The sequence below is a fragment of the uncultured Anaerococcus sp. genome, from assembly GCF_963512375.1.
GTDB lineage: Bacteria > Bacillota > Clostridia > Tissierellales > Peptoniphilaceae > Anaerococcus.
Map to the genome: position 1 here is coordinate 1 of NZ_CAUPMI010000037.1, position 4286 is coordinate 4286.

Here is a 4286-nt window from a genome sequence, read left to right on the forward strand (position 1 = left end):
GGTGAAACATTTGAAGAAAGTAGAAAGATTGATGACCTTTTAGATAGTGGAAATTATGAGATATACAAATTATCTGAGCATGAAAAACAAATTGAAAGACAAGTAGAGCAAGAAAGCTTTATAGATAACCACAATCTTGAAATTGACCAAATGATGGATAGATACAATGTTCCAAGAGAAGCAGCCGAAAACTTATTGAGGGGTAAAGAGGATTTAAAAAATCTAGGCTATGAACCTAATAAGGAAAGGCTAAGTTTTGCTAGAAATTATGACTTGAAAAATCATATCTACTCAGAATACCTAACACCATCAGAAAAGCTAGATAAAAATATAAAAGCTATTAAGATGCTCAAAAGACTTGAAAATGAAAATAGGAGTCCAAGAGAGTATGAACAAGCCTATCTTGCTGATTATCTAGGATGGGGTGGTCTTGCCGATGTCTTTGATGAAGAAAAGGGAGGACAATGGCTTGAAGCAAGAAATATTTTAAAAGAAAATTTAACAAATGATGAGTATTTGAATGCTAAAGAGTCTACCTTAACATCCTTTTATACACCTAGAGAGGTAATGGATGGAATATATAAGACCATAACAGATATGGGTTTTAAGACTGGGAATATCCTTGAACCATCTGCAGGAGTCGGTAATTTTATTGGAAGTATGCCAAGTGAAATACAAAGCTCTAAAGTCTATGGAGTAGAAAAAGATAGTCTAAGCGGAAGAATAGCAAGAGAACTTTATCCTGAAGCTAATATTCAAATTAAAGGTTTTGAAGAAACAAACTTCTCAAATAACTTTTTTGATTTAGTTATAGGAAATGTTCCCTTTGGAGATTTTAAAGTTAACGATCGTGAATATAACAGAAATAACTTTCTGATTCACGATTATTTTTTTGCAAAGTCAATAGATAAGGTTAGGAATGGAGGAATTATTGCCTTCATAACTTCATCTGGAACTATGGATAAAAAAGATGAATCTGTTAGAAAATATATTAATGCAAGATGTGAGTTTTTAGGAGCTATGAGGCTTCCTAATACAATATTTAAAGGACTTGCTGGTACAGAAGTTACTTCAGATATTATTTTCTTGAAAAAGAGAGATTCAGTTATAGAAAGAGATGATGATTGGATTCATCTAGCAACTGATAAAAAGGGTTTGACTTATAATAAATACTTTGTAGATAATCCTCAGATGGTATTAGGGGATATGAAAGAAGTATCTGGCAGATTTGGCAATACTATTACTTGTGATGAAAAAGAAGATGAAAAGTTAAAAGACTTAATGGATATTGCAAGTAAGGAAATATCTTCAAATTCAAAATATGAAGAGGTCGAACTATTGGAAGATGAAGAATTAAGTCTTCCAGCAACAGATGATGTTAAGAATTTTTCTTACACTATTATTGATGAAGAGGTCTACCTAAGAGAAAACTCAGTCTTAATCAAGCAGAATATATCAGATAAAAATAAAGAAAAGATAAAAGATTATCTTGATGTAATGAATGCTTTAAAAGATGTAATAGAAAAACAAAAGGACGATTTTTCTGACGAGGAAATAAAAGAGTCACAAGCAAAGTTAAATGAAGTCTATGATAACTTTTCAAAGAAACATGGCTTTATTAACTCCTTATCAAATACTAGAGCCTTAAAGGAAGACTCAAACTTTCCTTTGGTTTCATCAATAGAAATACTTGATGATGAGGATAATTTCAAAGCTAAGAGTGATATATTCTCAAAAAGAACAATAACAAAGGCAAAGGTAGTAGATCATGTAGATACTTCCCTTGAAGCCTTAGTCTTATCAGTTTCACAAAAAGGATATGTAGACTTTGAATATATGGAATCTATAACAAGTAAAGATAGGAACACCTTAATTGGTGAGCTTGAGGGCGAGATATTTTTAGATATTAAGGATACAGACCTAATAAATAACAGAATGCCCTTTGAAAACTTTAACAATGACGATCCATTTCATTTTTCATATGTATCGGCTGATGAGTATTTAAGTGGCAATATTAGAGAAAAGATTGGTTATCTCAATTCATATATCGGAGAAATTGAAAATGTAATAGATTTAGCACCTTCTGAAAAGAAAGACACATTATTAAACGAGTTAGGCAAACTCAAATATCAAAGAGAAAAATTACAAGAAGTTATGCCTGAAGAACTAACTGCTTCTGATATAAATGTAAGGTTAGGAGCAACCTGGATACCTCAAAAAGATATAGAAGACTTTACTTTCAATCTTTTAAAAACACCAGGTTATGATAGATGGAATATAAATGTTAGGTTCTCACCACACACAAGTGAATGGAACATTGAAGGTAAAAGTGTTGACTCAGCTAATGACCTTGCTAATATGACTTATGGTACAAGTAGAGTAAACGCCTATAAGCTAATTGAAAATGCCCTTAATCTAAAAGATACAAAGGTATTTGACCAAGTAATAAATGATGATGGGTCTAAGATTTCTGTATTGAATAAAAAAGAAACTATGCTTGCAAGTCAAAAGCAAGAACTGATTAAAGAAGAATTTAAGAATTGGATATTTGAAGATCCTGATAGAAGGTATAGGCTAGAAAAGATTTATAATGAAAAATTCAATTCAATTAGAAATAGAGAATTTGATGGTTCTAACTTAACTTTTGATGGAATGAATACTGAAATCAGACTTCGAGAACATCAAAAAAATGCCATAGCAAGGACTCTTTATGGTGGAAATACACTACTTGCCCATGTAGTAGGAGCAGGAAAAACTTTTGAAATGGTAGCTTCTGCTATGGAATCTAAAAAGTTAGGACTTGCAAGTAAATCATTATTTGTAGTTCCTAACCATCTAACCACTCAAATTGGTAGGGAGTTTATGCAATTATATCCGTCAGCAAATATTATGGTGGCCGATAAAAAAGACTTTCAACCAAAAAACAGGAAAAGATTTATTGGTAGGATTGCAACGGGAGAATATGACGCAGTCATCATAGGACACTCTCAATTTGAAAAAATACCGATGTCTAAGGAATACCAGGTAAGGCATATACAAGACCAAATAGATGATATAGTTTCCTTTATTGATGAGAATAAAAGAAATAGAGGGGAAAATTTCACAGTAAAACAACTGGAAAAGACAAAGAAGAAACTCCTGGTAAGACTTGAAAAACTAAATGATGACTTTAAAAAAGATGACGTAATAACCTTTGAAGAACTAGGAGTAGATAAGTTATTTATAGACGAAGCTCATAATTACAAAAACTTATTCTTGCATACTAAGATGAGAAATGTTGCTGGTATCGGTCAGAGTGAAGCCTTTAAGTCTTCAGATATGTATATGAAATGTAGGTATATGGATGAAATGACAGGTGGAAAGGGAGTTGTATTTGCTACTGGTACACCAATATCAAATTCAATGACAGAGCTTTATACTATGCAAAGATACCTTCAGTATGACGATCTAAAGGCAAGAGGATTAGAACATTTTGACGCCTGGGCTTCTACTTTTGGAGAAACAGAAAACACTTTTGAATTATCTCCAGAAGGTACTGGATATAGGCAAAAGACAAGATTTTCAAAGTTTTATAATTTACCAGAATTGATGTCTATGTTTAAAGAAGTAGCAGATATAAAGACTTCAGATATGTTAAATTTGCCAGTACCAGAAGCAAGTTTTGAAGTTATTAAAACAAAACCTACTGAGGAACAAAAAGAAATACTAGAAGCTATTTCAGATAGAGCTGACGCAGTTAGAAATAATCAAGTCGAGCCAACAGAAGATAATATGCTAAAAATTACAAATGATGGTAAAAAACTTGCCCTTGACCAAAGATTAATAAATCCACTACTTCCCGATGATCCTAATTCAAAGGTAAATGTATGCGTTAAAAATATCTTTTCGATCTGGGATAAGACAAAAGAAAATTCATCGACACAATTAGTATTTTCAGATATGTCTACACCAAAAGGAGATGGAGAATTTAATATCTATGATGATATTAGGAATAAGTTAGTGAATATGGGAATACCTAAAGAAGAAATAGCTTTTATCCACGAAGCAGATACAGACAAACAAAAAGATGAATTGTTCTCTAAGGTAAGAAAAGGAGAAGTAAGAGTATTATTAGGTTCTACTCAAAAAATGGGAGCAGGTACAAATGTACAGAATAAATTAATAGCTTTACATGATTTAGACGTCCCTTGGAGACCGTCTGACCTAGAGCAAAGAAGTGGTAGAATTGTTCGTCAAGGTAATGAAAATGATAAGGTAAATATCTTTAGATATGTAACAGAAAATAC

Annotated in this window: 1 protein-coding gene; it reads left to right on the top strand. The window is 32.0% G+C overall.

The features are described 5' to 3' along the window. The coding region (locus RRB46_RS10555) for a helicase-related protein (protein ID WP_311538501.1) at nt 1-4286 on the top strand (4286 nt) is incomplete at both ends.